Origin of the sequence: Actinomadura kijaniata (assembly GCF_014138665.1) — a bacterium.
Taxonomy (GTDB): Bacteria; Actinomycetota; Actinomycetes; order Streptosporangiales; family Streptosporangiaceae; genus Spirillospora; species Spirillospora kijaniata.
This window is the reverse complement of sequence record NZ_JACJIA010000011.1, coordinates 39,274-62,012: the sequence shown is the minus strand read 5'-3', so window position 1 is coordinate 62,012 and position 22,739 is coordinate 39,274. Positions and strand designations below refer to the sequence as shown.

17 protein-coding genes and 1 pseudogene are annotated in these 22,739 nt (G+C 73.6%); 8 read left to right on the top strand and 10 right to left on the bottom strand.

Translation table 11 applies throughout. The features are described 5' to 3' along the window. Positions 1 to 484: 484 nt before the first annotated feature. A pseudogene (locus HNR61_RS50720) lies at positions 485 to 1,012 on the bottom strand (TerD family protein); the annotation flags it as partial. Between the two features lie 221 nt (positions 1,013 to 1,233). Continuing rightward, positions 1,234 to 1,722, bottom strand: coding sequence for a hypothetical protein (locus tag HNR61_RS33665; protein WP_182847190.1), 489 nt, complete (start codon positions 1,720 to 1,722; stop codon positions 1,234 to 1,236). A 1,014-nt stretch (positions 1,723 to 2,736) separates the two neighbouring features. Between HNR61_RS33665 and HNR61_RS33660 the strand changes: the two genes are divergently transcribed. The 4 genes from HNR61_RS33660 to HNR61_RS33645 all read left to right on the top strand — a co-directional run bounded on the left by HNR61_RS33660 (position 2,737) and on the right by HNR61_RS33645 (position 6,391). Next, positions 2,737 to 3,936 carry an NAD(P)/FAD-dependent oxidoreductase gene (locus tag HNR61_RS33660; protein ID WP_182847189.1) on the top strand — a complete coding sequence of 400 codons (1,200 nt, stop codon included), beginning with the start codon at positions 2,737 to 2,739 and terminating at the stop codon, positions 3,934 to 3,936. 159 nt (positions 3,937 to 4,095) lie between these two features. Then, on the top strand, positions 4,096 to 4,992 hold the full coding sequence (locus tag HNR61_RS33655; protein ID WP_182847188.1) for an RNA polymerase sigma-70 factor: 897 nt from the start codon (positions 4,096 to 4,098) through the stop codon (positions 4,990 to 4,992). A gap of 210 nt (positions 4,993 to 5,202) precedes the next feature. Then, positions 5,203 to 6,156: a hypothetical protein gene (locus HNR61_RS33650; RefSeq protein WP_220510121.1), complete on the top strand. Its 954-nt coding sequence runs from the start codon at positions 5,203 to 5,205 to the stop codon at positions 6,154 to 6,156. Positions 6,157 to 6,226: 70 nt separating this feature from the next. Beyond that, on the top strand, positions 6,227 to 6,391 hold the full coding sequence (locus HNR61_RS33645) for a hypothetical protein (protein WP_182847186.1): 165 nt from the start codon (positions 6,227 to 6,229) through the stop codon (positions 6,389 to 6,391). A 476-nt stretch (positions 6,392 to 6,867) separates the two neighbouring features. Here HNR61_RS33645 and uvrA read toward each other — a convergent pair whose 3' ends face one another. The 3 genes from uvrA to HNR61_RS33630 form a co-directional block, all read right to left on the bottom strand. Then, positions 6,868 to 9,705, bottom strand: coding sequence for an excinuclease ABC subunit UvrA (gene uvrA, locus HNR61_RS33640; RefSeq protein ID WP_182847185.1), 2,838 nt, complete (start codon positions 9,703 to 9,705; stop codon positions 6,868 to 6,870). Positions 9,706 to 9,855: 150 nt separating this feature from the next. Then, positions 9,856 to 10,509: a GNAT family N-acetyltransferase gene (locus tag HNR61_RS33635; protein ID WP_182847184.1), complete on the bottom strand. Its 654-nt coding sequence runs from the start codon at positions 10,507 to 10,509 to the stop codon at positions 9,856 to 9,858. 186 nt (positions 10,510 to 10,695) lie between these two features. Beyond that, on the bottom strand, positions 10,696 to 11,505 hold the full coding sequence (locus HNR61_RS33630; RefSeq protein WP_220510120.1) for an MBL fold metallo-hydrolase: 810 nt from the start codon (positions 11,503 to 11,505) through the stop codon (positions 10,696 to 10,698). A gap of 94 nt (positions 11,506 to 11,599) precedes the next feature. Here HNR61_RS33630 and HNR61_RS33625 point away from each other — a divergent pair, with 94 nt between their 5' ends. Next, entirely contained in the window at positions 11,600 to 12,352 is a 753-nt protein-coding gene (locus HNR61_RS33625) for a maleylpyruvate isomerase family mycothiol-dependent enzyme (RefSeq protein ID WP_220510119.1), read from the top strand. A 106-nt stretch (positions 12,353 to 12,458) separates the two neighbouring features. Here the strand turns inward: HNR61_RS33625 and HNR61_RS33620 are convergent, their stop codons facing one another. Next, entirely contained in the window at positions 12,459 to 13,130 is a 672-nt protein-coding gene (locus HNR61_RS33620; protein ID WP_182847182.1) for a Crp/Fnr family transcriptional regulator, read from the bottom strand. A gap of 138 nt (positions 13,131 to 13,268) precedes the next feature. Continuing rightward, a complete protein-coding gene (locus HNR61_RS49520; protein WP_182847181.1) occupies positions 13,269 to 17,210 on the bottom strand; it encodes a tetratricopeptide repeat protein in 3,942 nt (1,313 codons plus the stop codon). A 177-nt stretch (positions 17,211 to 17,387) separates the two neighbouring features. Between HNR61_RS49520 and HNR61_RS33610 the strand changes: the two genes are divergently transcribed. After that, complete coding sequence (locus HNR61_RS33610) at positions 17,388 to 18,053, top strand: MBL fold metallo-hydrolase (RefSeq protein WP_182847180.1); 666 nt, start codon at positions 17,388 to 17,390, stop codon at positions 18,051 to 18,053. 3 nt (positions 18,054 to 18,056) lie between these two features. On the opposite strand, the gene HNR61_RS33605 is transcribed toward HNR61_RS33610, so the two are convergent. Then, on the bottom strand, positions 18,057 to 19,271 hold the full coding sequence (locus HNR61_RS33605) for an MFS transporter (protein WP_182847179.1): 1,215 nt from the start codon (positions 19,269 to 19,271) through the stop codon (positions 18,057 to 18,059). An 87-nt stretch (positions 19,272 to 19,358) separates the two neighbouring features. On the opposite strand from HNR61_RS33605, the gene HNR61_RS33600 reads away from it, so the two are divergent. After that, complete coding sequence (locus tag HNR61_RS33600; protein WP_182847178.1) at positions 19,359 to 19,895, top strand: CGNR zinc finger domain-containing protein; 537 nt, start codon at positions 19,359 to 19,361, stop codon at positions 19,893 to 19,895. Positions 19,896 to 20,485: 590 nt separating this feature from the next. Here the strand turns inward: HNR61_RS33600 and HNR61_RS33595 are convergent. Further along, entirely contained in the window at positions 20,486 to 20,632 is a 147-nt protein-coding gene (locus tag HNR61_RS33595) for a GPGG-motif small membrane protein (protein ID WP_169813990.1), read from the bottom strand. Positions 20,633 to 20,876: 244 nt separating this feature from the next. On the opposite strand from HNR61_RS33595, the gene HNR61_RS33590 reads away from it, so the two are divergent. Then, the gene (locus HNR61_RS33590; protein ID WP_312898228.1) at positions 20,877 to 21,428 is read left to right on the top strand and encodes an ATP-binding protein; all 552 of its coding nucleotides are present in this window, start codon (positions 20,877 to 20,879) and stop codon (positions 21,426 to 21,428) included. Here HNR61_RS33590 and HNR61_RS33585 read toward each other — a convergent pair. Beyond that, positions 21,412 to 22,662, bottom strand: a complete 1,251-nt coding sequence (locus HNR61_RS33585) for an alpha/beta hydrolase family protein (protein WP_220510117.1) — start codon at positions 22,660 to 22,662, stop codon at positions 21,412 to 21,414. The genes HNR61_RS33590 and HNR61_RS33585 overlap by 17 nt on opposite strands. Between the last annotated feature and the right edge of the window lie 77 nt (positions 22,663 to 22,739).

Sequence of the window (22,739 nt, the reverse complement as noted above, 5' to 3'; positions counted from 1 at the left end):
GCAGCGGGTTGCCGCCGGTCTTGGTCTCCACCAGCGCCGTCCAGATGCGCCCCGCCCGCGCGACCCGGATGACGCCGTCGGGGCGCACCCTGCCATCGCCGTGCCTGAACGAGGTCTCGGTGAACGTCTGGACCGTCCCGGCGGGGGCGTTGAACCGCGCGGTCATGCGGCGGCCGAACTCGGGGACCTGCGCCATGACCGCCAGCAGCGTCGCGGTGGCGCGGGCCTCGCGTTCCTGGTCGTTGCGCAGTCCGGTGACGGGGAACAGCCGGGCCGCCTGCCAGGCGGGGTCCTCGGCGAGGTCGATCCGGGCCGCCTTCGGCAGGGTGACCCTCCTCTTCGCGGTGCGCACCCGTTCCCGCCGCCGCGGCGCGGGCTCCGGCGCGGGCTCGGGAACGGGCGCCGGGGCGGGCGCGGGCTCGGCCCGCGGAGCCGTCGCGTCGGCGGGCGCGTTCTCGTCGCCCGCGTCCTCGTCGCTGGAGTCGACGTCGATCCCGAAGTCCGCCGCCAGGCCCGCCAGGCCCGAGTCGTAGCCCTGGCCGACCGCCCGGAACCTCCACTCCCCGCCGCGCCGGTACAGCTCGCCGAAGATGAAGGCGGTCTCGGCGGCCGCGTCGTCGATGTCGAACGCCAGCAGCGCCTCGCCCGTGCCGTCGAGCAGGGTGAGCCGCAGGTCGTTCAGCCCGCCGAACGTCGCCCCGCCGTACCGGCTCGCGGCGACCACCGCGCGCTCGACGGTCTCGGGGAAGGCGCCGACGTCCACCAGGATGCGGTCCTCGGTGCCGCTGCCGGTCGGGACCTTGCCGAGCAGCCGCACGGACTCGTCGGGCGTGACCGGCTGGTTGTAGAAGACGAGGTCGGCGTCGCCGCGCACCCTGCCGTCGGCGCCGAGCAGGAGCACCGACACGTCCGCCTCGCCGGCGCCCGAGGGGTCCGACCAGCCCAGGCTGACGGTGATCGGTCCGGTGGTCCCGGTCAGTTCGGCCAGGCCGACGTTGGCGCCCTTGCTCATCTGTCGCATGCACGGACGGTAAGCGGCCGTCACGCCCGAGAGTCGGCTTTCGGTGGCCTTGACCTCATTCGGTCAAGAACGTGATCTCGCAGGCTCGCCGGGTCTGGCGAACTTCGCGTGGAGCCCATCACGCATGGTGTCCGGGGACGGGCCCGGCTCTTCCGCAGGGATCTCGCTGGACTGAGCGGAGGTGCTGCGTGAAGCGAGCCGTCCCCCTCCGCTCAGGCAGCGCCCACCGCTGCGCGATGGCGACCATCCATGAGCCAGTCCGCCAGGTCGTCGCAGAGCCGCAGCATGCTGCCGGCCGCGGCTTGAGCGGTCTCATCCCGGGCCTCGACATCGCCATCGAGGCGCTCCAACGCGCGCCGCGCCTCACCCAGAGCGTGCGACATACGAGTACCCAGGTCACGGTCGAAGGCGAACATCGCGATTTCCAGACTGGTGGCGTTGATCAGCCAGTCTCGGCCGTCGGTCGTCGGAACCGGTGCCCGCTCACCACTTGCGAGGCGGGACAGCTGACCATACATCTCGCCTGCCAGGTGATACATGCGCACCGCCGATGCACGAGCCTCGGCCCGCAGCGCGGACCGGCGTTCATGCCGCCGCGTCGCCGCCACCACCGCCCAAGCGGTCAGCGCAGCCACAACGCCGCCGACGACCGCCGAAATGGTGCCTTGAAGCAGGATGCCCCACCAGCCTTGCGGGTTCACATCACACCCCCAACACGGCCTATGGAACCGGGCCGCCTCGTATTGGACGGCTGAACCGTGACTCCCGGTTCCGGTCATCCTCCGCTTGGCCAACGGCACCAGATGATCGTCCGGCGCAGCCCAGGGCCGATGACGCAACCGCAGAACGCCCGCTGCTCGGAGGCCGACCTGCCCATCTGCAGGTACCTCATTCACTTGCGTGCCGCATTGCCGAACTCGACGGATGGCTCACCGAGAACGATGTGACAACCACGACTGCCGGGGCGGACGTTCGCCGAGCCGATCACGGCGGCGTCCCGGGTGCTGGGCCTGATGGGCGTGCGCATCGGCCGTGACACTCTGATCGCGCTGGTCCACGCGCTGTCCGACCCCAAGGTCGGCCCCCTGACCGTGATGGGGGTGGATGACTTCGCCAAACGGCGCGCCGCATCAAGGCCATCAAACGCAGCCGCTACGGCCGCGCCAAACCCGACCTCCTCCAAAAGACATCCTCTGCGCCGACCGAAACGATGCCCACAGCGCGTGACGGCACCACACGAAGTTCGCCAGACCCCGCTCGCTGTCGTGATTTTTTGCAGGCTTTCGTGTCGTGCCCCTGAGACTGGTGCGGGGCACCGTTCGCAGAAATGACCCCTTCCGCGAACCGCACACCGTCACCCGGAGCCGCTTGGGGTTGGGGCCAGGTTCCTGTCATGTGAGCCTGGCGGTAATGCCGCAGGGCGGTCCACCTGATCTCGTGGATGGCTCGGTGTTCAGCGCGCAGGCCGTGGGAACGGTCGGTCGGCAACTGGTCCAGCCGGACGCGCGGGATGGCGCGGTCGCCGCGGCAGGTGTGCGGCGCTATGACACGCAACGCCGAATCCGTGCCGCACCTCTTCAGCGCCGGGACGGCGGCGGCGCCGGAGGGTGGGGCCGGGCACACCCTCGGGCGCGACGGTGATCTACCTCACATGCTGTCACAGCGATCGGTGACGCCGTGTCTTGTGCCGAATCCCCTGAAGTGGAGGAGACCCCATGAGTGAGAAAACCGCGGTGGTCGTGGTCGGCGGCGGATACGCCGGTGTCATGGCCGCCAATCGCCTGACCCAGCGCGACGACGTGACCGTGACGCTGGTCAACCCGCGTCCGGCCTTCGTCCACCGGATCCGCCTGCACCAGGTGGTGAGCGGATCCGACGACCCGGTCGTGGACTACCGGGAGATCCTGGCCGACGGCGTCCGGCTGGTCGTCGACATCGCGACACGGATCGACGCGGCCGGGCGCAGCGTGAGGTTGGCGTCCGGCGACGCGGTCGGCTACGACTACCTGATCTACGCGGTGGGCAGCGGCAGCGCCGACCCGCAGGTGCCCGGAGCGTCCGAGTTCGCCTACCCGATCGCCACGCTGGAAGAGGCGCAGCGGCTGCGGCCGGTCCTGGACACCGCGTACGCGACGGCCGCGGTGACGGTGGTCGGAGCGGGGATGCTCGGCATCGAGGCCGCCGCCGAGCTGGCGGAGGTGGGCCGTACCGTGACCCTGGTGTGCGGCGGGGTGCTCGGCCCTTACCTGCATCCTCGGGTTCGACGCTCGGTGGCGAGGCGGCTGGCCAAGCTCGGTGTGACCGTGCTGGAAGGCCCCGGCACCAAGGTGACGGCGGTCACGGGTGATGCCGTGCGGCTCGGTGACGGCCGCGAGCTGCCGAGCGCGGTGACCATCTGGACCGCCGGATTCGGCGTGCCGGACCTGGCCGCCCGCAGCGGACTGGGCACCGATGCCCTGGGCCGCCTGCTCACCGACGAGACGCTGACCAGCGTGGACGACGTGCGCATCATCGCGGCCGGGGACTCGGCGGCACCGTCGGACCTGCCGCTACGGATGAGCTGCCAGTCCGCGGGCCCGCTGGGCGCGCACGCCGCCGACACGGTGCTGGCCCGGATCGCGGGTGAGCAACCCGCATTGATCAACGTGGGGTTCTTCGGCCTGTGCGTCAGCCTGGGGAGCCGGGCCGCCACCGTACAGCTCGCCTCCAGGGACGACACCGCCAATGGATTCTCCCTCGGTGGCCGCCTCGGCGCGAAGATCAAGCACAGCAGTTACACGGGCCTGGTGAAGCATCTGGCGGACGAGGGCCGCAAGCCCGGTTCGTACACCTGGGCGTTCAAGGACGGCAAACGCCAGCGGTCGGTGCGGGCCAAGCACGGCCAGGCACCGGCCGCCGCCGAACGAGCGGTCTAGCCGGGCACCCGTGGCCGACCGACCATCAACGGGTCCTGACCGCATGTCGTGCCACAGCGCCACCAGTCGCAGAGCCGCCAACGAAAGGGGCCGTGCTGTGGAGGCACGTTTGAAGATCGTCGGCAACCAGGGCCGGCCACGCGGCGAAGGGGCCGAGGCATGAGCGGCCAGCCCGCCAACACCGCGACCGAGGCGTTCGTCGCCCACCGCAACCTGCTGTTCACCGTCGCCTACGAGATGCTCGGATCGGCGGCCGACGCCGAGGACGTCCTGCAGGAGACCTGGCTGCGGTGGGTCCAGGTCGACCTGGAGCGGGTGCGCGACCAGCGCGCCTACCTGGTACGGATCACCACCCGCCAGTCACTCAACCAGCTGCGCGCCATGAGGCATCGCAGGGAGTCCTATCTCGGCTCCTGGCTGCCCGAGCCGCTGCTCACCGCGCCGGACGTGGCCGAGGACGTCGAGCTCGCCGAGAGCGTGTCGATGGCGATGATGCTCCTCCTGGAAAGGCTCTCGCCGACCGAGCGGGCGGTGTTCGTGCTGCGCGAGGTGTTCGACGTCGACTACGACGAGATCGCCGAGGCCGTCGGCAAGAGCCCCGCGGCCGTCCGCCAGATCGCCCACCGCGCCCGCCGGCACGTCGAAACGCACCGTCCCCGCCAGGCGGCCTCCCCGAGCCAGACCCGGGCGGCTGTGAAGGCGCTCCAGCGGGCACTTGAGGCCAGGGACCTGCAGGGCCTGCTCGACGTTCTCGCCCCGCGGGTGGTCCTGGTCAGCGACGGCGGCGGCGTCAAGCAGGCCCCGCTGCGACCGGTCATCGGCGCCGCGAAGGTGGCCCGCTTCCACCTCGGCGGTTCCGGCAAGACCGAAGGCGCGATCACCTGTGCCCCCACCGTGGTCAACGGCAATCCGGCACTCCTGGTCCGCCTGGACGGCGAGCTGGAAGGCGTCCTGGCGGTCCAGGTCGAGGAGGCCCGCATCACCGGCCTGTACTTCGTCCGCAACCCCCAGAAGCTGACCCACCTGGGATCCGAGACCCCGCTCACCCTGCGATGACCGGGCCGGAGCATCGCGATCATGCGATCGCGGCGGTCGCGGCGCCCGCGCGAAGGCATCAGCTCATCGACACAGGCGCGTACCGGCCCGGTCCCCGCCCACGTAAGGCACACCACCGTTCTGTTCGAGGAGTAGGAAATGGCCGCTCGGGCCTCGCTTGCAGCCGACGCACCACCGTCCCCCTGGCCGGCGGTGGCCAGGGCGGTCGTATTGCTCACGGCGATCATCAGTGTGCTGCTCACCGCCTTCGCCTGGCCGTCGGTGCGGTCGTCGGTGCACGATGTGCCGATCGCCGTCGCCGGGCCCGACGCCGCGGTCGAGCAGGTCACCGCCGCCCTCGGCCAGCGCCTGCCGGGCGGCTTCGCGATCACCGAGGTCGCCGACACCGCCGCCGCCCAACGGTTGATCCGCGACCGTGAGGTGTACGGGGCGATCGACGTCAGCTCCGGCACCCCACAGGTCATCACCGCCTCCGCCGCCAGCACGGCGGTCGCCCAGACCCTGCAGAGCGTCGCGACAGCGCTCGGCCAGGGCACCGGCACCACGGCCGCCGCCCGCGACCTCGTCCCCCTGCCGGCCGACGACCCACGCGGCGCCGGCCTGGCCGCCGCAGCCCTGCCCCTGGTCATGGGCGGCCTACTCGCCGCGCTGCTGCTGACCCGGCTCATCCGCGGCACCGCCCGCCGGATCACCGGCGCGCTCGCCTTCGCCATGACCGGCGGCCTGGCCATAGCGGCGATCCTGCAGTTCTGGCTCGGCTCGCTCGACGGTTCCTACCTGGCCAACACCGGCGCCATCGCCCTGACCATCGCGGCCACGTCCCTGAGCATCCTCGGGCTGGAGTCACTGCTCGGGTACGCCGGCCTGGGTCTCGGCGCCGCCATCATGATGCTCATCGGCAATCCCCTGTCAGGCACCTCGACCGCACCCGAGATGCTGCCCGGCTGGTCCGGCGCGCTCGGCCAGTTGCTGCCGCCCGGGGCGGGGGGCCGGTTGCTGCGCTCCGCCGCCTTCTTCGACGGCCGCGGCGCCACCCACTCCCTCGTCGTCCTGGTGACCTGGCTCACGCTCGGCGTGATGCTGTGTCTGGCCGGTGACCTGCGCACCCGCCGTACCGCCGCCGTCGCGGACACCACCGCACGACCGACCGCGCCGAGGCCATGAACGGACAGCGGAGAGGCAGGCTTTAGACTCCACGCGCTTGACTGCGAGAGTGAGGCCGTGAGGGGGCGATGTGGCAGGTGACGGCGGCAGCTCTCGCAGAGCGCGGCGCGTCGACTTCGGCACGACGATGTTGTTCGGCGCGGTGTATGCCGGCGCGTTGTTTCTCGTGGTGACGGGCTTCGCCGTGGAACCGAGCGGCTGCGGGGGGGCGCTTCCGGCCTTCGTGTTCGGGTGAGGCGTACTGGCGCATCGGCATCGGCTTCGGTCTCGTCGCGGTGGCACCTTTGCTTCACAAAGTCGTGCCGGATGTTCCGTTCGAGCAGGGTGTCGGCCGAACGGCTGGTGTCGCCGCCCTGCTCCTGGGCGCAGCGGGTGGTGTCGCCCTGGCCGTGATGGCATTTCGCTTGGCGGGTTGAGACGTTCGGATCACCGCGCGGCGGCGGTGAGGCGAGGGGACCGGCCGGGTGCGGTGGGGCGGTGGCGGTGCCGCTCCCCTGATCGCCGCCGCGCCGCCGCGGCCCGGCCGGTCCCGTGCCCCCGCGTCCGCCGGCGGGCGCGCCCGGTCCCCCCTCGTCCCCGGTTCCGGCCGGTGCCCCTGGCGGGGGTGAACCGCTCGGACATCCCGGCGGCCCTCCCGCGGACGCGGAGCACGGCGATGCGGGTCATCGCCGTGCTCCGGACACGGACGGGGGGCGCCGCCGGTTCAGCCGGTCAGCCGAGGATCTTGGCGAGGAACTGGCCGGTGTGGCTGGCCTCGACCTTCGCCACGTCCTCGGGGGTGCCCTGGGCGACGACGGTGCCGCCGCGCGAGCCGCCCTCGGGGCCCATGTCGACGATCCAGTCGGCGGTCTTGATGACGTCGAGGTTGTGCTCGATGACCAGGACCGTGTTGCCCTTGTCGACCAGGCCGTTCAGCACGCCGAGCAGCCGCCGGATGTCCTCGAAGTGCAGGCCGGTGGTCGGCTCGTCCAGCACGTAGATGGTGCGGCCGGTGGAGCGCTTCTGCAGCTCGGCGGCGAGCTTCACGCGCTGGGCCTCGCCGCCCGACAGGGTCGGGGCGGGCTGGCCGAGGCGGACGTAGCCGAGGCCGACGTCGTTGAGGGTCTTCAGGTGCCGGTGGATCGCGGTGACCGGCTCGAAGAACACGGTGGCCTCCTCGATCGGCATGTCGAGGACCTCGGCGATCGTCTTGCCCTTGTAGTGGACCTCCAGGGTCTCCCGGTTGTAGCGGGCGCCGTGGCACACCTCGCACGGGACGTAGACGTCCGGCAGGAAGTTCATCTCGATCTTGATGGTGCCGTCGCCCGCGCAGTTCTCGCAGCGGCCGCCCTTGATGTTGAACGAGAACCGGCCCGGCTGGTAGCCGCGCACCTTCGCCTCGGTGGTCTGGGCGAACAGCTTGCGGATGTGGTCGAACACGCCGGTGTAGGTCGCCGGGTTGGACCGCGGGGTGCGGCCGATCGGCGACTGGTCGACGTGCACGACCTTGTCGAGCTGGTCGACGCCGGTGACGCGGCGGTGCTTGCCGGGCACGGTGCGGGCGCCGTTGAGCTGCTTGGCGAGGGAGTTGTAGAGGATGTCGTTGACCAGGGTGGACTTGCCGGAGCCGGACACGCCGGTCACCGCCGTGAACACGCCCAGGGGGAACGCCACGTCGACGTTGCGCAGGTTGTTCTGCTGGGCGCCCTTGACGGCGATCTCGCGGCCCTTCTGGCGCGGGCGGCGCACCTCCGGGACGGGGATCTCGCGGCGGCCCGACAGGTAGGCGCCGGTCAGCGAGCGCTCCGCCTGCATCAGCTCGTCCACGGTGCCGGACACGACGATCTCGCCGCCGTGCTCGCCGGCGCGGGGGCCGATGTCCACCACCCAGTCGGCGGCGGCGATGGTGTCCTCGTCGTGCTCGACGACGATCAGGGTGTTGCCCATGTCGCGCAGCCGCAGCAGCGTCTCCAGCAGCCGGTGGTTGTCGCGCTGGTGCAGGCCGATCGACGGCTCGTCCAGCACGTACAGCACGCCGACCAGGCCGGAGCCGATCTGGGTGGCCAGGCGGATGCGCTGGGCCTCGCCGCCGGCCAGGGTGGCCGAGGCGCGGTCCAGGGTGAGGTAGTCCAGGCCGACGTCCAGCAGGAAGCCGAGCCGGGCGTTGACCTCCTTGAGGACGCGTTCGGCGATGTGCTTCTCGCGCTCGTCCAGCTCCATCGACAGCAGGAACTTGGCGGCCTCGCCGATCGGCATGGCCGAGACCTCGGCGATCGACCTGCCGCCCATGGTGACGGCGAGGACGTAGGGCTTGAGCCGCGCGCCCTCGCAGGAGGGGCACGGGATCTCCCGCATGTAGCCCTCGAACTTCTCGCGCGTGGAGTCGCTCTCGGACTCGGAGTGCCGCCGCTGGATGAACGGGATCACGCCCTCGAAGGACGTGTAGTAGGAGCGGGTGCGGCCGTAGCGGTTCTTGTAACGGACGTGGACCTGGGTCTCGTGGCCGTTGAGGATCGCCTTGCGGGCCTTGGCGGGCAGCTTCTCCCAGGGGGTGTTCAGGTCGAAGCCCAGGGCGTCGCCGAGCGCCGACAGCAGCCGCAGGAAGTAGTCGCTGACGTGGCCGTTGGACCAGGGCTGGATCGCGCCCTCGGCGAGGGTCAGCTCGGGGTCGGGGATGACCAGCTCGGGGTCGACCTCCATACGGGTGCCGAGGCCGGTGCAGTCGGGGCAGGCGCCGTAGGGCGAGTTGAACGAGAACGAGCGCGGCTCCAGCTCGTCGAACGACAGGTCGTCGTACGGGCAGTAGAGGTGCTCGGAGTACATGCGGGTGCGGTTGGGGTCGTCCTCGGCCAGGTCGACGAAGTCGAGGACGATCGTGCCGCCGGCCAGGCCGAGGGCGGTCTCCACCGAGTCGGCCAGCCGCTGGCGGGCCGTGTCCTTGACCGACAGCCGGTCCACGACCACGGAGATGTCGTGCTTCTCCTGCTTCTTGAGCTTGGGCGGCTCGTCCAGCCGGACCGTCTGGCCGTCGACGATGGCGCGCGAGTAGCCCTTGGACTGCAGCTCGCGGAACAGCTCGACGTACTCGCCCTTGCGGCCGCGGATCACCGGCGCCAGCACCTGGAACCGGGTGCCCTGCTCCAGCTCCAGGACGCGGTCGACGATCTGCTGCGGGGCCTGGCGGCTGATCGGGCGGCCGCAGATCGGGCAGTGCGGGTGGCCGATGCGCGCGTACAGCAGGCGCAGGTAGTCGTACACCTCGGTGATGGTGCCGACGGTCGACCGGGGGTTCTTGGAGGTGGACTTCTGGTCGATCGACACCGCCGGGGACAGGCCCTCGATGAAGTCGACGTCGGGCTTGTCCATCTGCCCGAGGAACTGGCGGGCGTAGGCCGACAGCGACTCGACGTAGCGGCGCTGGCCCTCGGCGAAGATCGTGTCGAACGCCAGACTCGACTTTCCGGAGCCCGAGAGCCCGGTGAACACGATCATGGCGTCCCGCGGCAGGTCGAGCGAGACGTCCTTCAGGTTGTGCTCGCGTGCTCCACGCACGATGAGTCGGTCATGCACGGCGTCTATCCGGTTCCTCTTCTGGGCGCGGTGGGAGACCGTCGGTCTCAGGGTAACGAGGGGGTGCGACAGACTCCCCCGGGTTCATAACGACGGCGGAGGCCGCCGCATTTCTGCGGACGCCACACGCGCCTCACCAGAGGCGGCGGCTCACTCCGAAACCGTACACGTGTTCGAAGATCTGCCGCCACCGGAACGCGCGGCCACGGTTCGATCGCGCGCGGTGAACGCCTCCCGCGTCATGACCCAGACCAGGCCGCGCCCGGTTTCGCGGGGGGCCTCCACGGGCCGGTCCACGACCCGGTCGAGCCGGTAGCCGAGCTTGCGGGGCACGCCGGCGCTGGCGGTGTTGGCCTCGTCACAGCGGATCTCGGTCCGTTCGACGCCGGGCAGCGCGAACGCCCCGGCGGTGAGCGCCCCGGCGGCGGCCGTCGCCAGCCCGCGCCGGGTGTGGCCGGCGCGGACCCAGTAGCCGATCTCCCGCGTCCCGGGCTCGTCCCGCCCTATCAGCGAGGCGGCGCCGAGCATCGTCCCGCCGGGTTCGAACATGCCGTAGCAGTACCGGGAGCCCTGCTCCCATTCCCGGACGCCGCGCCGCAGGAACTCCGCCTGGCCCGCGGGGGTGGGGGGCTCGGCCGCCCAGTCCATCCACGCGTGCAGGTGGGGGAACGACTCGGTCACGGCCTCGTACACGGCCTCGAGGTCGGCCTCGGTCATCCGCCGCAGCACCACCGGCGGCGGCGCCGTCCGCGGCAGGACGATCCGTTCGGGAGGACGCGCGGTTTCGGGGTGGTCTGTTTCCATACGTGATCCTGACCGCTCCGAGCGGGGCCGGGCAAACGGATATCAGCGCGATCGCAGCCCCTCGAAGACCAGCGCCAGGGGGCGGCGGCGCAGGTCGGCGTCCCACTCCCCCGCCAGGGCCCCGGCAGGCGGCCGACAGCAGGGCCAGGACGTCGTCGGGACGGGCGTCCGGACGCCCTGACCGGCTTACCCCTCGTCGTCCAGCGCGTAGGACAGGTAGCGGTCGGCCGAGCGCTGGACCGCCGCCTTGCCGTCGGTGTAGACGACGCGCTTCCACCAGGCCCCGTAGACGCGGGTGAACGCGTACGGCTCCAGCAGGCGGAGGGCGCGGCGGACGGTGCAGGGGCGTTCGGGGATGAAGTTGGGGTAGCTGTACATGAAGCTGACCCAGTCGCGGTCCTGGACGACCTGGAGGATGTCGCCGGAGAACAGCGCTCCCCCGCCCTCCTCGCCGTCGCGCCAGTGCAGGACCTGGCCGCCGTCGAAGTGGACGCCCGCGTTGATCAGGGTGAGGCCGTCGAGGATCTCCAGGGTGTCGCCGTCCCAGAAGCGCACCGCGTCGTCGGGGCGGGCGACCCAGCGGCGGTCGGCCTCGTGCAGGTGGACCGGGGCGTCGAACGCGCGCGCCCACTCGATCATCGAGCCGTAGTAGTGCGGGTGGCTGATCGCGATCGCGTCCACGCCGCCCAGTTCGCGGACCCGCCGGACCAGGTCGTCGTCGATGTGGGTGATCATGTCCCAGAGGACGTTCCCGGCGGGGGTGCGCACCAGCAGGGCGCGCTGGCCGATGGCGGTGGGCGGGTCCGCGCCGACGCCGACCACGTCCGGGCCCTCCTCGGCGACCCTCCCCCGGTGGCCGGCGGCGCGCAGCTCCTCCAGGGTGGTCCAGCGCTGGCCGTCCCAGCCGACGTACTGCCGCTCGTCCTCGCAGATCGGGCAGTCGGGGCGCGGCGCGGCGTACTGGACCCCGCAGGTGACGCAGATCGGATGGCTCACGAGGGGAACGTTACCTCCGGCGCCTCCCGGCTTCTGGTGCGGAGGGCCGCCGTGGGCCAGGATGGAGCCTCCTGCGGGCGCGGAGGTGAACGACATGGCGGAGACCGGCATGGACGACTGGCGCAAGGTCCTCGAACACCTTGAGGCGGGAGCCGAACGGATCCTGGCCACCCTCGCGGGGCTCACCGACGCGCGGCTGCGCGAGCCGTCGGCGCTGCCGGGGTGGACGCGCGGGCACGTGGTCACCCATGTCGCGCGCAACGCCGACTCGCTGTGGAACCTGCTGGAGTGGGCGCGGACCGGCCGGGAGATCCCGCAGTACCCGAGCCTCGCGGCCCGCAACGCCGCGCTGGAGGCCGGCGCCGGGCGGGGCGTGGCCGAGCAGGCCGCCGACCTGCGGGACTCGGCGGCGCGGTTCGTCGAGCAGGCGCGCGCGCTGCCGGAGGAGGCGGCGCGGGCGCGGGTGCGGGCGATGGCGGGGTGGGAGCATCCCGCCTGGTACGCGGTCTACCGCCGGTGGCACGAGGTGGAGGCGCACCACGTGGACCTGGCGGCGGGGTACGGGCCGGCGGACTGGCCGGACGCCTACGTGCGGTGGGCGCTGCGGGAGACCCTGGACGGGCTGGTGGGGCTGCCGCCCGGCGGGCAGGGGTCGCTGGCGGGCTACCGGCTGGTGTCGACCGACTCCGGGGACGGGGTGGCGCTCGGCGACGGGCCGGAGGCGACCGGGTCGTCACGGGCGCTGCTGGCATGGCTGAGCGGCCGCTCGCGCGGCGCGGGCGTGGTGGTACGCGGCGAGGGCACCCCACCGGTACCACCGCCGTGGCCCCCGCCCGCCCGGTTCTAGGTCGTGTTGTAAAAGCCCTGGCCTACGGCGCTCGCCCGGGAGGGCTCGCTTCGCGCCGGGTCCCGGGTCCGGTCCTCGCCCCGTCCGGTCCGGCCGGGGCAGGGGGTCAGGCGGGGTCGGTCTCGTCCAGGAGGCGGCGCAGGTCCGCCGGGGACCGCACGGTGATCACGTTGCGGGTGACCGCGACGCCGCGGAACGGCTCGCCGGCCAGCAGCTGCGCGACCTTGCGGCGGCCCATGCCCGACCAGCGGCCCAGGTCCTGCTGGCACAGCGGGACGCGGATCACCACGCCGCCGCCGGGCAGGTCGGTGCCGAGCCGGTCGGCCAGCCGCAGCAGCCGCGCCGCCAGCCGGCGGGCCGGATCGTCGGGGAAGTGGCCGGTCTGCAGGTCGTCGGCGGCGCGCAGCCGGTCGGCCAGCACCTCGGCGACCGTCCACACCGACCCGGCGCAGGAGTCCAGCACCGCGCGGAACCGGTCGGCGGGCAGGCCCAGCGCCTCCACGGCGGTCAGCGCCTCGGCGTTGGCGTAGCGGACGCCGCCGTCGGCGGCCTCCAGCTCCCCCAGCACGTCGCCCGGCCCCAGCACGTCCAGGATGACGACCTCCCCGGCGCGGTCGACCCAGACCTTCACGGCGCCCGCGAACAGCACGCACACCTGGGAGGAGCGGGTGTGCTCGCGCATCAGGAACGTGCCGGGCCGGACCAGCGAGTACGACCCGGCCTCGCGCAGCGCCCCGCGGGCCCGTTCGGGCAGCCGCTCCCAGAACGTGCCGGCCATCTCTCCTCCTGCCCGGGGCGCCGAGGAGGCGGTCGTGTCCGCCTCCTCCAGTGAAGGCGGCGCGGTCGCCATCGACCGTGTAGCACGACACATCCCGCTCGGGCGGCCCCTGTGAGCCGTGTCACCGCCGGAGCCGTGTCACCGCCGGGGGTCGCCGGCCGACTCCAGCCACTGGTCGATCGCCCGGATGTGGCGGACGCAGTCGGCGGCCTCGGCGTGCTCGCCGCGCGCCAGGTCGGAGGCGCGCAGGCGGTTCAGGGCCAGGCGCTGACCCCGATGGTCGCCCATGTCGCGGCGGATGTCGATCTCGTGGCGGGAGTGCCGGACGGCCTCGTCGTGGCGGCCCAGGCGCTGGCAGGCGCGGGCCATGCTGGACAGGGCGTTGGCCTGCTCGTAGGTGTCGCCGAGCTCGGTGGTCTGCTCCAGGGCGCGGCGGCCGGTGGCGAGGGCGGCCTCGGGGTCGTCCAGGTCCAGGTGGATGGCGGCCAGGTGGACCAGGGCGGTGCCCGCGCCGTACCGGTCGCCGACCTCGTCCAGCAGCCGCAGGGCCTCGTGCTCCCACTCCAGGGCCTCGACGGGGCGGCCGCTGCGGCGCAGCACGGTGGCGAAGGTGTCGGTGCCGATGCCCTTGCCGTAGCTGTCGTTGATCTCCTCGCGCAGGCGCAGCGCCTGGCGGGCGGCGCGTTCGGCCTCCTCGTGCAGGCCGAGGCGCAGGTAGGTGCGGGCCAGGCTGCCCAGCGTCCCGGCCAGCCGGCCGCGCGCGCCGAGGCGGTGCCACAGGTCCAGGGCCTCCAGGCCGAGCACGAACGCCTCCTGGTGGCGTTCCAGACGGCGCATGACCATCGACAGGTGCTCCAGGTCGTGGGCCTCGCCGTGCTGGTCGCCGATCTCGCGGCGGATCTCCAGGGCGCGCACCAGGTGCTCGTGGGCCTCGCGGTAGCGGCCCAGCCGCCAGTGCACGATGCCGATCTGGGCGAGGGTCTCGGCCTCCTTGTGCCGGTCGCCGATCTCGCGGTGCAGCCGCAGCGCCTGCCCGCAGTAGGTGAACGCCTCGGCGAACCGGGCCGCGTCGCACATCAGCCGTCCCAGCGTGGTCAGCGTGCCCGCCTCGCCGCCGCGCCCGCCCAGCTCCTGGTAGATGCGCAGGGCCTGCCGGGCGTCGTGCAGGGCCAGGTCGCGCAGGCCCAGGTTGGCGTTGATGCGGGCCAGCTCGGTCATCGCCTGGGCGGTGCCGGGCCGGTCGCCCTCGCCCTGCCGGATGAACAGGGCCTCCAGGCCGTGGCGGGCGGCGTCGTGGAGCGTCCCGCGGCGGCGGTGCACCTGCGCCAGCGTCAGCAGGGACTCGGCGACGCCGGGCGCGTCGTCGGCCTGGCGGCGCAGGGTGAGGGCCTGGTCGGCGTGGTGCTGGGCGGCCGGGTAGTCGGCCAGGCTCAGGTAGGCGCGGGCCAGGGTCTCGTGGCCGCGCGCGATCCCGGCGACGTCGCCCAGCTCGCGGTGGGCCTCCAGCGACAGGCGGGCGTGCTCGATGGCGGTGACGTACCGGCTGAGCGCCACGTGCACGTCGGCGAGGGTGGCCAGCGCGACCGCCTCGCCGAACCGGTCGGGCGGGTCCACCGAGCGGAAGCCGCGGCGGGCCTCCTCGGCGTACCCGATGGCCTGCACGTTGCCGCCGAGCCCGGCGTAGGAGACGGCCAGGTTGTGCAGCATGACGGCGGCGGCCTGCCAGTCGCCCTCGGCGCGGGCGGCGCGCAGCCCGGCCAGGTGGATCCCGATGTTGTCCTCGGTGTAGCGGCGGAACTCCTGGAAGTCGAACAGCGCGTCGGCCAGCTCCCAGCAGGTGCGGTGCAGGCCGAGGCGCCCGGCCTGGTGGGCGGCGGCGACCAGGTTGCGGCGCTCGGTCTCGAACCACTCCAGCGCGGCGTGGCGCCCCTGGGCGGCGCGGTCGGCGGTGGTCCCGGCGTCGGCGTCGTCGAGGGTGGGGCGGCGGTGGCGGGCCAGCGCGCGGCGGGCGCGGCGGGCCTCGGCCAGGTAGTGGGCCAGCAGCCGGCGCTGGGCGGCCAGGCGGTCGTTGTCGGCGTCCTGGATGAGGCCGCGTTCGCGGGCGAAGTCGCGCAGCAGGTCGTGCATCCGGTAGCGGCCCGGCGAGACGTCCTGGACCAGGAACGCCTGCCGCAGGTCCTCCAGGCACTCGCGGGCCCCGGCGGCGTCGCGGCCGGTGAGCGCCGCCAGCGCGGCGGCGGTGAAGTCGGGGCCGGTGGCCAGCCCCAGCGCGCGGAACGCCGCCCGCCGGTCGGGGTGCAGCCCCCGGTAGGCGACCTCGAACGTCGGGCTGAGCGCGGTGTGCAGGGCGGGCGTGGCGGTGGCGGGCGTCCCGCCCTCGGGCAGCGCCGCGGCGGTGAGGGGCGTGGCGGTGAGCGGGACCGTGAGGGGGGCGCCGTTGAGGACGGGGTCGGCCGGCGCGGTGCGGTCCGGTGGCCTGCCGAACGGCACGGGCGCGAACGGCACCATGTACGACGACGTCATGTACGACGACGCCGTGTACGACGACGCCGCGGGGATGTCGCTGGTCTCCAGCTCGCGGACGGTGTCGCCGATGGGCGCGGCGGGGTCCTCGGCGAGCTTGCCCGCCATCACCGCCAGCGCCAGCGGCAGGAAGCCGCACTCCTTGGCCAGGCGCTCGACGGCCTTGCGTTCCCGGCGGACGCGGGGGTCGCCGGGGCCGAGGACGGCGGCGACCAGGGCGACGGCCTCGTCCAGCGCCATCTCGGCCAGCTCCAGGACGCGGATGTCGGCGTCGTCCAGCGAGATGGGCAGCCGCCGCTGGGTGGTGACGATCGCCAGGCCCGCGTTCAGCGCCGCCAGCAGCGGCCGCACCTGCGCGGCGTCGGCGACGTCGTCCAGGATCAGCAGCATCCGCCGGTCGGCCAGCAGCGACCGGCACTGGGCGGCCAGTTCCGCCTCGGTGCGCGGGAGCTGGTCGCCGGGCACGCCCACGCCGCGCAGCACCTGGCCCATCGCCTCGGCGGGGGCGACCGGGCCGCGGGTGCCGCGCAGGTCGGCGAAGACCACCCCGCCGGGGAACCGGTCGGCGGCCCGGTGCGCCCAGTGCAGCGCCAGCGTGGTCTTGCCGACGCCCGCCATGCCCTGGATGACCACGGCGCGGGGCATCTCGGTCTGGACGACGAGCAGGTCGAGCTTGTTGAGGCTGACGTTCCGGCCGGTGAAGAACGGCTTGTCGGCGGGCAGCCGCACCACCGCCGGGGTCGTGGCGGGCGTCCCGGCGGGCTCCAGCCGCACCGGCGACCGGGCCGCGAGCCCGGCGCGGGGGACGCGGTCCGGGACGGCCGGGTCGGGGCGGCCGGCGGCGGGCCACTCGTCGCCCCAGGGGCTGGCGGCCAGCCGCAGCGCCTCGGGGTCCAGGATCGTCAGCGGCCGGGTGCGCCCGTCGAGGATGCCGCGCGCCCGCCAGCGGCGGAACCAGCGCACCAGCGTCTCGCGGGAGATGCCCGCCCAGTTCGCCAGGTCGGCCTGGCTGAGCCGCAGCGGGATCTCGACGCCGTGGGCGGCGGTGTCCCCGAACCGGTGCGCCAGCTCCAGCAGGTGGTAGGCCAGGCGCTGCTGGTGCTCGGCGACGCGGACGGCGTGCCGCCGTCCGCCGAGGGTGCCGCTCTCGGCGACGGTGTGCATCATCGCCTCGGCGACCTGCGGGTTGGCGGCCAGCAGGCTGCCGAACTGGCGGCGGTCGATGCGCAGCACCGCCACGTGGTCCAGCGACCGCACCGACGCGCGCTGCGGGTGCCCCCACGGGGCGAGCGCGCCGACCAGGTCGCCCGGCCCGAACAGGTCGATGATCGATTCGTCGCCCTCGCTGGAGTCGACGAACTCCTTGGCCAGCGCGTTGCCGACGGTGCGGGTGCCCGCCCGGAACACCACGCACACGCCGGACGCGGCCACGCCCTGGTGGCACAGGAACCCGCCGGGCGGCACGTCGGTGCGGCGTCCCATCGCGCGCAGCGCCTGCCGGTCGGCGGGGGTGAGGCGTTCCCAGAAGCTTCCGGGCCGTACGTCGTGGTCGATCACTCCTCACCATCCGGGGGGTCGTCCGGTGCCGTCGGAGCCATGGTGAGACATCCCGGCCGGGTTGTCCGCCAGAAAGTACCCAGATGCTCTGCGTCGGGCGACCCATTCGGAGGTCCGCGCCGCGCGGCGGAGACGGCCGATGGGGAAAGATGGTGCCGTCCACGAGTGGAGGTCGACATGAGCTACACGGGACACGTCGAGGTCGGCGGCCGGCCCGACGTGCGGGAGCTGCCGGGCCTGACCGTCACGAAGGTGGCGGTCGGCCCCTACGACAACAACGCCTACATCCTGCGCTGCGCGGCCACCGGCGAACGCCTGCTGGTCGACGCCGCCAACGAGGCGCCCCGGCTGCTGGAGCTGGTCGGCGACGGCCCCCTGGCCCGGGTCGTCACCACGCACCGGCACCAGGACCACTGGATGGCGCTGGCGGAGGTGGTGCAGGCGACCGGCGCGCCCGTGGCGGCGCACCCGCACGACGCCGAGGCGCTGCCGGTGCCGGTGGCCGAGCCGGTGGAGCACGGCGACACCGTCCGGGTGGGGCGGGCGGCGCTGGAGGTGATCCACCTGCGCGGCCACACGCCCGGGTCGATCGCGCTGCTGTACGACGCGGGCGGCGAGCTGGCCGACCGCCCGCACCTGTTCACCGGGGACAGCCTGTTCCCCGGCGGGGTGGGCAACACCTGGGGCGATCCGACGCTGTTCAAGCAGCTGCTGTCGGACGTCGAGGAACGGATCTTCGACCGGCTGCCGGACGCGACCTGGTTCTATCCGGGGCACGGCGCGGACTCCACGCTGGGCCGCGAGCGTCCCGGCCTGCCCGAGTGGCGCGCCCGGGGCTGGTAGGGCTCACCGCCGGGCGCGGGCCGGGACGAGCGGCACCGCCAGCAGCGGGGTCAGCGCCGCGAACGCCCACACCGCCTCCCAGGGAGCGACCTCCAGCAGCGCCGGGACGACCAGCGGGGTGACGAACGCGGCGCCGAACAGCGTGGTGCCCGCCAGCCCGAGCGCGCTGCCGGCCCGGCCCGCGCCCGCCATGACGGCGGCCTCGGTGTAGAGGACGCCGTGCCAGGCGTTGGCCAGCAGCCCGCCGAGGGCCAGCGCGGCGACGGTCAGCGCGACGGGCGCGGAGGTGAGCACGGCCGCGCCCGCCATCGCGACCGCGGTCGCCAGCGCGATGACCCGCACCAGCGCGCGGCGGTCCCGGCCCCGGTCGCTGAGCAGCCCGGTCCCGATGCGCGCCGCGCCCCCGCCCACCTGGGCGACGATGACGGCGACACCGGCCAGCAGCGTTCCCTGGCCGCGCGCGTCGTGCAGAAAGATGCCGGTGAAGGTCAGCACGGCGAACTGCGGGACGGTCAGCAGCCCTCCGGCCAGGGCGAGCCGCCACACGTCCGGGCGGCGCAGCGGCGAGGGCCCGGCCGCGGGGCGGGCGCCGGGCGCGGCGGCCCCGCCGTCGTGCTCGTGCAGCCACCGCCAGGTCGCCGCGACGCTGAGCAGGCACAGCAGGGCGAGCGCCAGGTAGGCGGCGCGGAAGCCGTACGTTCCGGCCAGCCAGGGCACCAGCGCGACGCCGACGGCTCCCCCGGCGGGGATCGCGGCCTGGCGGACGCTCATCGCCAGCCCGCGCTCGCCGTCGGCGAACCAGGTCATCACCGCGCGCCCGGAGGCGCTGTTGACGCTGGCCCCCAGGGCTCCGAGGGCGAACACGCAGCCGGCCAGCAGCGCCGTCCCCACCCCGTCGCCGGGCGCGGCCACCGCCGCCATCAGCGCCAGCAGCGCCCCGGTCGCGGTCAGCCCGGTGATCAGCGTCCGGCGGTCCCCGAGCCGGTCGGTGAGCATCCCCCACAGCAGGTCGCAGGTCGCCACGCCCAGGCTCAGGCAGCCCAGGACCAGCCCGAGCCCGGCGGTGGACAGCCCGTAGTCGGCGCGCATGACGACACCGGCGACCGGCAGCCCGGAGAACATCGCCGAGAAGCCGGCCTGCGCGCCCACCCCCACCGCCAGTACCACCCACCGATGCCGCGACGCGCTCCGCGCCTCCCCTGCGACGAGCGTGGCCATGCGTCCCCTCCCAAAAATAACCGCCTCAGACGGTTACGAACGATGGCAGCCGTCGAAGTAACCTGTCAACTCGGTTACCATCGAGGGGTGGACTTCACCTTCGTCAGCGGCAACCTCGGCCTGGACCTCGCCGGAACGGTCGGCCAACGCCGCAACGAGCGGGTCGAGATGCTGGCCTCACCGCGGGACCTGGGCCGGTGGGTCGTCGCCGCGGGCCTGCTCGACACGCCGCCCGCCGTGACCGGGGACGACCTGCGCCACGCCGTGGCGCTCCGCGAGGCGATCTACCGCCTCGCCACGGCCGCGCGCCGCGGGGAGCCCCTCCCCGGGCCCGACCGCGAACGGCTCAACGCGGCCGCCGCTCCCCCACCGACCGGCGTGACGCTCGCCGCCGACGGCCTGGAACGGACCGGCGACCTGTCGGCGGCGCTGTCCAGCGCCGCGCGGGCCGCGATCGAGCTGCTCGGCGGCCCCCTGCGGGACCTGATCCGCGAGTGCGAGGCGGCCCCGTGCACGAGGCTGTACGTGGACGCCTCACACCGCCGCACCCGCCGCTGGTGCGACATGCGAGGCTGCGGAAACCGCGCCAAGGCCGCCGCGTTCCGCGCCCGCCACCAGCAGTGACCCCCACCTGGACGGGACCGGAGCGCACACCGGGGAGCCGGCGGCGCGGGTCTCGTTCACGCGGCCGGACGGCGCCCGGCACACGACTCCCTGCGCTCCCGCAGATGGAGCCGAGCCACACGACAGAAGGCTGACGACCAGCGCGGCAACGGATGAGATCTGGGCCCCTTCCACGCGGTCCGGGCGGATCTGACGCGTGGAGCCTCGCGTTCTCGCAGATGGGGCCGGGGTGGCCGGAGATCGTTGGTGGTGCCGGGCGGCGGGGGTGCGGCGGTGTGGTCCGCGTGTTCTCGCGGACGGGGACAGGGCTCGCGCTGCGGGGCCGATGTCCGTGTGGGGCGGCCGCGGTCATCGCGTGTCGGTGGGCGGAGGTCGCCGACCGGATCCGTGACCACGGCCGCCTTGGGCGACGGTGTGCCGTATGCCCCGGCGGGGCGGGGCATACGGGGCGGCGTTCGTTGGTAGCTGCGGCGGTTGGGTTCGGGGACGTGGGAGGATCACGCTCCGGTCGCGGTGACCGGAACGCGGGTTCCGGGCGCGGGTCCCGGCGCCGGTGCGCCGGATCGGCCCGGACGGCGGTTACCGTGGGGTCAACCGAAGATGCTGACGCCGCCGGGGCCGATGAGCAGGCCGACGACGATCAGGATGATGCCCCACAGCAGGTCGCGGCGCGCCACGAGGACGTAGACGCCCGCGATGACCAGTACGACGGCGATGATCCACAAGAGAGTAGCCATGTGCCGGTGGTCCCCCCAGAGAAAGAAGACAAACTACTCATGCGGGGATGGGCAGGAAACATCTCGGTCACGGATCCGCCAAGAACGGAACGGAGTCGCACGGATGTTCGTTGTCTCCGTCACACCGCATCAGGTCAGCCGCATCCGCTCAGACCGCGTTCGGGGCCGACACCAGGGAGATGCCATCCACAGAGCCGACCCGACCGAGACCACCAACGAACTGCGCTACCCCCGGGGAGCGCTGGTGCTCGTCGCCGGGCTGCCCGGCGCGGGCAAGAGCACCCTGCTGGACCGGCTGTACGGGCTGCGCGGCGACGAGAAGCTGCCGGTCCCGGCCGGGCCCGCACTGGTGATCGACTCGCGGCAGGCGCGCAACTGGTGGGCGCGGTTCCTGGGGCCGGTGCCGCCGCGCGCCCGCGTCCCGATCGTGCACACCACGCACGTGTGGCGCATCACGCGGGCGGTGCTGGGCGGGCGCAGCGTCGTCGCGCACACGCGCGGGACCTGGCCGCACATCCTGCGCGGCTTCGCCTGGCTGACGCGGCGGCGCGGCACGCAGGTCCACATGGTCCTGCTGGACGTGGACCCCGGGACCGCGCGCGCCGGGCAGTACGCGCGCGGCCGCATCCTCACGCCGGCGACGTTCGCGCGGCACGTGCGGCTGTGGCAGCCGATGATCGCGCGGGCCCGCGCCACCGGGACGCTGCCGCCGGCCGCCGGGGTCACGGTGCTGGACCGCGCCGCCGCCGACCGGCTGAAGGCGATCTGCTTCGACGAGGTCAGCGCAGCGTCCTGAACCAGCGCGCCGTCAGGGCCGTGCCGGTCAGGTTCGAGCCGAGGTGGCGGGACTCCTCGTAGACGCGGTCCCCCACGTCGATCACCGGGGCGCGCACGCCGCGGGCGCGGAACGCGGCCGCGAGGCGGTCGGTGTTGCCGGTGACGGCCTGCTCGTCGTCGCTGATCTTGTAGAGGCGGACCGGGACGCGCGGCGCCCAGCCCATGACGGCGGCGGCATCCTGGCGGAGGGCCGCGGCCAGCCTCCCCCCGGGGGCCCGCAGCATCTCCTGGCCGCGCGGGGTGAGCAACTCGGGCAGCGTGCCGGGCAGCCCCTGGAACATCTCCGCGCCGGGCGTGGTGCCGTCGAAGTACTTCTCGACGCGGTCGGCGTAGGGCCGGCGGAACACCTCGTCGGGCGTCCGGTAGAGGCCGTGGGTGCGGTTCCAGGAGGTCAGCAGGTAGGAGGCGTACACCACGGCGTACTTGGCGGGGATCTTCCCGCCTACAGTGGCGGGCAGCTGGGTGCCGCCGAAGTCGTAGGCACCGCTGATCGGCGCGACGGCCCGCACCCGGAACCACGGGTCGGCGCCCTCCTGCAACGCCCGCGCCAGGCCGAGCGCCGCCGAGGCGCCCTGGGAGAAGCCGGTGACCAGGACCTGGCGTTCCAGGGTGCGGCCGGTGCGCGGGGCGAAGTTCCGGGCGGCGCGCAGCATGTCCAGCGAGGCGGTCGTCTCCGACGGCACGTGCATCCACGGGTGGGCGCCGGGCCCCTTGCCGAGCCCGAGGTAGTCGGGCGCGACGGCCGCGAAGCCCGCGCCGCCGTAGGTGACGGCCGCGCCGGGGCCCCACACGTCCTTGGTGACGGACGGGGCGTCCTTCTTGTAGCTCATGGTCCCGTGCGTGTAGGAGACGGTCCGCAGGCTGCGGTCGCCGTTGCGCGGCAGGACCAGCAGCCCGCTGGCGGTGGTGGGCCGTTTCCGGACGTCGACGGTGCGGTAGACCAGCCGGTAGGCGTCCACGCCGTACCGGACGGCCTCGGCGTCGAAACCGTCGGAGGCCAGCCAGGCCCGGGTCTGCTTGGCCGACATGCTCCTGACGCGGGCGAAGGAGACGACCTCGCCCCGCGCGTCCGCCCGCGTCGCGGCGTGCGTCCGGGCGGCGGTGTCCGCGTGCGCGGCGAGCCCGCCGACCGCGCTGGCCGCCAGTCCCGCCGTGAGGACGACCACGAGGCCGCGGCGTGCGCTGAAGTTCATCAGATGCTCCTGAGATGTCCTGAGATCAACGAGCTCCAGCGTGCCGACCGGCCCGCCGGACCGGCATCGCGCGCGGC

Excerpts from the sequence above, each read along its gene's own strand:
- HNR61_RS33620 (WP_182847182.1), bottom strand. The coding sequence starts at position 13,130 with ATGGCCGGCACGTTCTGGGAGCGGCTGCCCGAACGGGCCCGCGGGGCG.
- HNR61_RS33635 (WP_182847184.1), bottom strand. The coding sequence starts at position 10,509 with ATGGAAACAGACCACCCCGAAACCGCGCGTCCTCCCGAACGGATCGTC.
- HNR61_RS33655 (WP_182847188.1), top strand. The coding sequence starts at position 4,096 with ATGAGCGGCCAGCCCGCCAACACCGCGACCGAGGCGTTCGTCGCCCAC.
- HNR61_RS33605 (WP_182847179.1), bottom strand. The coding sequence starts at position 19,271 with ATGGCCACGCTCGTCGCAGGGGAGGCGCGGAGCGCGTCGCGGCATCGG.
- HNR61_RS33660 (WP_182847189.1), top strand. The coding sequence starts at position 2,737 with ATGAGTGAGAAAACCGCGGTGGTCGTGGTCGGCGGCGGATACGCCGGT.
- HNR61_RS33625 (WP_220510119.1), top strand. The coding sequence starts at position 11,600 with ATGGCGGAGACCGGCATGGACGACTGGCGCAAGGTCCTCGAACACCTT.
- HNR61_RS33585 (WP_220510117.1), bottom strand. The coding sequence starts at position 22,662 with ATGAACTTCAGCGCACGCCGCGGCCTCGTGGTCGTCCTCACGGCGGGA.
- HNR61_RS33595 (WP_169813990.1), bottom strand. The coding sequence starts at position 20,632 with ATGGCTACTCTCTTGTGGATCATCGCCGTCGTACTGGTCATCGCGGGC.
- HNR61_RS33610 (WP_182847180.1), top strand. The coding sequence starts at position 17,388 with ATGAGCTACACGGGACACGTCGAGGTCGGCGGCCGGCCCGACGTGCGG.